A 5,811-nucleotide genomic window follows, 5' to 3' on the forward strand; every position below is an offset into this window, starting at 1 on the left:
GCCTAGAGTCGCCGCGTGCCCGGCCGCCCCGTCCGTCTCGCCGCCCGGCCCGCCGACGCCGCCGAGGTGGCCGCGGGCCTCGAGTCCCTGCGCGCGGAGGTCGGCGTCGTGCGCGGCTGGCCCGCCGACGCCCTCGCCGAGGCCGACCACGCCGCGCGCACGGGCGCGGCACCGGACGCGGCGGGCCGCGACGAGCTGCGCGTGCGGGCCGACCGCACGGACGTCCCGTTCGTCACCGTGGACCCCGAGGGCTCGACCGACCTCGACCAGGCCGTGCACGTGGCCCGGCACGGCCGCGGCTGGCGGCTGCGGTACGCGATCGCGGACGTCGCGTCGTTCGTGCGCCCGGGCGGCGCGCTGGACGTCGCGACGCACGAGCGCGGCAGCACGGTCTACGCCCCGGACGGGCGGGTGCCCCTGCACCCGGAGGTCCTGTCGGAGGGTGCGGCGAGCCTGCTGCCGGACCGCGAGCAGCCCGCGGTGCTGTGGCAGGTCGACCTCGACGCCGACGGGGAGCCCGTCGACGTGCAGGTCGAGCGCGCGACCGTGCGCAGCCGGGCGCAGCTCACGTACGAGGGCGTGCAGCGGGCGCTCGACGACGGCACGGCCGACGACGTGCTCGCCGGCGTGCGCGCCGTGGGGCTGCTGCGCGAGGAGCGCGAGCGCGCGCGCGGCGGCGTCTCGCTCGACGTGCCGGAGCAGGAGGTCGTGCCGGACCCGGCGGGCGGCTGGTCCCTGCGGTTCCGCCGCACGCTGCCCGTCGAGGGCTGGAACGCGCAGGTGTCCCTGCTGACGGGTGCGGTGGCCGCGCGGGTCATGCTGGAGGCGGGCGTGGGCGTGCTCCGCACGCTGCCGCCGGCCGACGTCCGTGACGTCGCCCGCCTGCGCCGCACCGCCGCCGCGCTGGGCATCGCATGGGACGCCGACGAGCCGTACGCCGACGTGCTGCCGCGCCTGGACTCCGGGGTCGGCGCGCACGCGGCGTTCCTGCACGAGGCGACGTCGCTGTTCCGCGGCGCCGCGTACGTGGCGTTCGGCGACGACGGGCCGGCGCCGGCGGGCACGGACGCCGAGCACGCCGCGATCCGGCTCCCGTACGCGCACGTCACCGCGCCCCTGCGGCGCCTCGTGGACCGGTACGGCACGGAGGTGTGCCTCGCGGCGGCCGCGGGTCGCGACGTGCCGGACTGGGTGCGCGCGGCGCTGCCCGCCCTGCCCGCGACCATGGCCGGGACGGGCCGGCGCGCGAGCGCGTTCGACCGCGGCGTGCTCGACCTCGTCGAGGCCGTGGTGCTGGCGCCGGCCGTCGGGCGCACGTTCGAGGGCGTCGTCGTGGACGCCGACGAGCCGCGGGACGGACGGGTCCGCGGGCAGCTGCAGCTGCGCGAGCCGGCCGTGCGGGCGCGCGTCACGGCGGACGGGCCGCTGCCGCTCGGCGGGTCGGTCGAGGCTCGGCTGACCGAGGCATCGGTGCCACACCGTCGGGTGGTGTTCTCGGTCGGATGTCCGGATCGTCCGGAATCGGCTCTAGCATCGCCCGCGTGACGCCTTCCCGTGGACGCCGCCTGGTCGTGGCCCTCGCCGCCGTCGCGGCGCTGCTCGCCGGGGTGACCGTGGCGCTGTGGCCGCGCGTCGACGGCGCCCTGACCGTCGGCACGGCGCTCGAGCGGACGCAGGACCCCAAGCCGTGGGCGGCCGCGCTGACCGCGCCGGCGGACGCCGCGGGCCCGGCGGACGCCGCGCCGCCGACGCCGACGTTCGACCTCGCGCAGCACTCCACGACGGACCCGCTGTCGCCGTGGGTCGTCGTCAACAAGCAGCACGCGCTGCCCGCGGAGCACGTCCCGCCGGACCTGGTCGACGTGGAGGGGGTCCTCCTGCGGGCCGCCGTCGCGCCGGACCTGACGGCCATGCTCGCCGCGGCGCGCGCCGAGGGCGTGGCGCTGGAGGTCGGCAGCGGGTACCGGTCGTTCGCGGCACAGTCGACGACCCGCGCGGACATCGAGGCGCGCCGGGGCTTCGCGCACGCCGAGCGGTACAGCGCGCGTCCCGGCCACTCCGAGCACCAGACCGGCCTCGCCGTCGACGTGGAGAGCGGGTCGACGCCGTCGTGCGACCTGCAGACGTGCTTCGCGACGACGCCCGAGGGCACGTGGGTGTCGCAGCGCGCCGCCGAGTTCGGGTTCGTCGTCCGGTACACCGAGCAGAACACCGCCGTCACGGGGTACGCCCCCGAGGGCTGGCACCTGCGCTGGGTCGGGCGCGAGCTCACCGGCTGGCTGACCGCCAACGGCGTGACGTCGCTCGAGGAGGCGCTCGGCGTCACGGGCGGGCCGGAGTACGCGGGCGGCTGACCGGCGGACGCCCGAAATGCGCGTGCCCCGTGCGGTGGCCCGCGCCTACCGTCGGCCGCATGACGTCCCCGGCGCACCCGCACGGACCGGCCCTCGCGGCCGGGCCGGCGCTGGTGGTGCGCGCCGACCGCGGCGCCGTGCTCGTGGTGCCGGCGGACGACGTCGCCGCGGCCCCCCGGCGCGTGGCGCTCGACCGCGACGGGCTCGTGCCGCAGCCGGACGGCACGCGGGTGCCGCCGACGGTCGGCGACGTCGTCGACGTCGCCGTGCCGGACGTCGCGGGGCCGGACGTCACGGGGCCGGACGGCGCGGGGCCGGACGGCGACGCGCCGCCGCGCGTGGCGGCGCTGCACCCCCGGCGCACCGCGCTCGTGCGCGACTCCGCGGACCGCACGTCGCTCGCGCAGGTGATGGCCGCCAACGTCGACGTGGTGCTGGTGGTCGAGCACCTCGACCCCGACCCCGACCTCGGCCGCGTCGAGCGGCTCCTCACGCTCGCGTGGCGGTCCGGCGCGACGCCCGTGGTCGTCCTGACGAAGGCGGACCTCGTGCCCGACCCGGCCGGCATGGCGGCCGAGGTCGCGGCGGTCGCGCTCGGCGTCGACGTGCACACCGTCAGCGTCCCGACCGGCGACGGCCTCGACCCGCTGCGCACCCTGCTGCGCCCCGGCGTCGCCCTCGTCGCCGTCGGCCCGTCGGGCGCGGGCAAGTCCACGCTCGTCAACGCGCTCGCGGGCCGCGAGGTCATGGCGACCGCGGAGCGGCGTGCCGACGGGCGCGGCCGGCACACGACCACCCACCGCGAGCTGGTGCCCCTCGCGGACGGCGCCGTGCTCGTCGACACCCCGGGCATCCGCGGCGTCGGCCTGGTGGCGGACGAGGACGCGCTCGACGCGACCTTCGCCGACGTCGCCGCGCTCGCGGCGCGCTGCCGGTTCCGCGACTGCGCGCACGGGTCGGAGCCGGGCTGCGCCGTCCGGGAGGCGCTCGCCACGGGCGAGCTCGCCGAACGCCGGTACGACAGCTGGCGCCGGCTCGCGAAGGAGGCGGCGTGGCACGCGCAGCGCGCCGACGCCCGCCTCGCGGCCGAGGAGCGGGCCCGGCGCCGCCGCGCCACCCGCGACTACCACCGCGACGTCCGCACGCGACCCTGAGGCGGCGACGCCCTCCGGCGTGCGGTCGCCGCGCCGCCGCCGGTGCCGCCCCGCATGACAAAACGATTAGGGATGCGCCGCGCGCTCGCCCCCGCGCCGGTTCGTCGGGTTTGCTCGGGTCGATCGCGCGGGCGCCGGGTCGACGACGACGGCCGTCCCCGCGCAGACCCCGGGCCGCGCGCCGCGCGCGGGCCCACCTCCCGACCCGAGGAGCGCACATGTCCCCCCGCACGACGACGGTGACGTCCGTCCGCCGGAAGGTGGCCGCCGCGGTCGCCGCCGCCGCGGTCGTCACCACGGGCCTCACGGCCCTGACGAGCACGGCCGCGCAGGCCGCACCCGGCTGCCGCGTGTCGTACGCCGTGAGCAGCCAGTGGCCCGGCGGCTTCGGCGCCAACGTCACGATCACCAACCTCGGCGACCCGCTGACCAGCTGGGACCTGCGCTGGACGCTCGCGTCCGGGCAGCAGATCGGCCAGCTGTGGAACGGCGCGCTGACGACCTCCGGCTCGGAGGTCTCGGTCCGCAACATCGGCTGGAACGGCAACGTCGCGACCAACGGCACGGTCGCCTTCGGCTTCAACGGCGCGTGGTCGGGCAGCAACCCGGTGCCCGGCCGGTTCACGCTGAACGGCACCGTCTGCACCGGCTCGGTCGGCACGCCGCCGGCCACGCCCACCGCGACGGCGACGCCGACGCCCACGCCGACGCGCACCTCGACGCCCACGCCGACGCCGACCGTCACGACCCCGCCGGTCTCGAACAGCTCGCTCTACGTCGACACCGCCAACCAGTCCTACCGCGCGTGGCAGGCCGCGTCCGGCGCGGACAAGGCGCTGCTCGAGAAGATCGCCCTCACCCCGCAGGCGTACTGGGTCGGCAACTGGGCCGACGCGTCCGTGGCGCAGGCCGAGCTGCGCGACTACACGGGCCGTGCCGCCGCGGCCGGCAAGACCGCCACGGTCGTCTTCTACGCCATCCCCGGCCGCGACTGCGGCTCCTACTCGGGCGGCGGCGTCGCCGAGTCCGAGTACGCCCGCTGGGTCGACCAGGTGGCGCAGGGCATCCAGGGCCGGCCGATCCTCATCCTCGAGCCCGACGCCCTCGCCCAGCTCGGCGACTGCGCCGGCCAGGGCGACCGCATCGGCTTCCTCAAGTACGCCGCACGGTCGCTGACGCAGGCCGGTGCGCGCGTCTACATCGACGCCGGCCACTCGGCGTGGCTGTCGGCGTCCGAGGCGGCCCGCCGCCTGCAGCTCGTCGGCTTCGAGCACGCGGTCGGCTTCGCGCTCAACACGTCGAACTACCGCACGACCGCGGAGTCGACGGCGTACGGCCAGGAGATCTCGCGGCTGACCGGCGGCCGCACGTTCGTCATCGACACGTCGCGCAACGGCAACGGCTCGAACGGCGAGTGGTGCAACCCGCGCGGTCGCGCGCTCGGTGAGCGGCCCACGACGAGCACCGGCGTCGCCGGTCTCGACGCGCTGCTCTGGGTGAAGCTGCCGGGCGAGTCGGACGGCACCTGCAACGGCGGCCCGTCGGCCGGCGCCTGGTGGCAGGAGATGGCGCTCGAGCTCGCCCGCAACGCCCGCTGGTGAGCCGTGGGGCGCGGCGGCCGCCGCCGCGCCCCGCACCCGGCACGACGACGCCGGCCCGGACCTCGGTCCGCGGCCGGCGTCGTCGCGTGCGGGCGCGTGGGGGAGGATCGGGGCATGCCTCCGCGCCGCCGCACCGACCCCGCCGACGGCCGGGCCGCGCTCGCCGCCTGGCGGGCCGACCCGGACGCCGCCGCCGTCCGCGACCGCCGCACGGCCGTGCGGTTCACGCTCGAGGAGCTCGCCGACGTCGCCCCGGGCAACGCCGTGGAGGTCCGCGTGCCGCCCGACGGCGCCGTCCAGGCCGTCGAGGGGCCCCGGCACACGCGCGGCACCCCGCCGAACGTCGTCGAGACCGACCCGGCCACGTGGCTCGCGCTCGCCACGGGCCGGACCACGTGGGCCGACGCGCTGGCCGCGGGCCGCGTGCACGCGTCGGGGGAGCGCGCCGACCTGTCCGCGCTGCTGCCCCTGCAGGCCGCCCGCGAGCGGTGACGTCGGGTGGCCCTCGCCTAGGCTTGCGAGGTGCCCGAGACCCACGCTGACGACCAGCTCCCCGCCCGCGGGCGACCCGCGGACGACGTGCCGCCCGGCCCGTCCGGCGACGCGCCGCAGGCGCCGGGCCGGCCCGACGGGGAGCCGACCGCGGGGTCGGCCGCCGACCCGTCGCCGGAGCCGGCCGCCGACCCGTCGACGGTGCCGGCC

General features: G+C 78.4%; 5 protein-coding genes and 1 pseudogene. All 6 read left to right on the top strand.

Annotation, left to right across the window (positions count from 1 at the left end; translation table 11 throughout):
- Positions 1–15 precede the first annotated feature (15 nt).
- Positions 16–1,545 carry an RNB domain-containing ribonuclease gene (locus AB6N23_RS16900; RefSeq protein WP_412867150.1) on the top strand — a complete coding sequence of 510 codons (1,530 nt, stop codon included), beginning with the start codon at positions 16–18 and terminating at the stop codon, positions 1,543–1,545.
- The gene (locus AB6N23_RS16905; protein WP_412867151.1) at positions 1,542–2,354 is read left to right on the top strand and encodes a M15 family metallopeptidase; all 813 of its coding nucleotides are present in this window, start codon (positions 1,542–1,544) and stop codon (positions 2,352–2,354) included. The genes AB6N23_RS16900 and AB6N23_RS16905 overlap by 4 nt, the downstream gene beginning before the upstream one ends.
- 59 nt (positions 2,355–2,413) lie before the next feature.
- On the top strand, positions 2,414–3,508 hold the full coding sequence (rsgA, locus tag AB6N23_RS16910) for a ribosome small subunit-dependent GTPase A (RefSeq protein WP_412867152.1): 1,095 nt from the start codon (positions 2,414–2,416) through the stop codon (positions 3,506–3,508).
- Positions 3,509–3,726: 218 nt separating this feature from the next.
- Positions 3,727–5,109, top strand: a complete 1,383-nt coding sequence (locus AB6N23_RS16915; RefSeq protein ID WP_412867153.1) for a glycoside hydrolase family 6 protein — start codon at positions 3,727–3,729, stop codon at positions 5,107–5,109.
- 114 nt (positions 5,110–5,223) lie between these two features.
- Complete coding sequence (locus tag AB6N23_RS16920; protein WP_412867154.1) at positions 5,224–5,601, top strand: sterol carrier family protein; 378 nt, start codon at positions 5,224–5,226, stop codon at positions 5,599–5,601.
- A gap of 30 nt (positions 5,602–5,631) precedes the next feature.
- Positions 5,632–5,811, top strand: a pseudogene (locus tag AB6N23_RS16925) (hypothetical protein); the annotation flags it as partial.

Origin of the sequence: Cellulomonas pasadenensis (assembly GCF_047229365.1) — a bacterium.
Classification (GTDB): domain Bacteria; phylum Actinomycetota; class Actinomycetes; order Actinomycetales; family Cellulomonadaceae; genus Cellulomonas.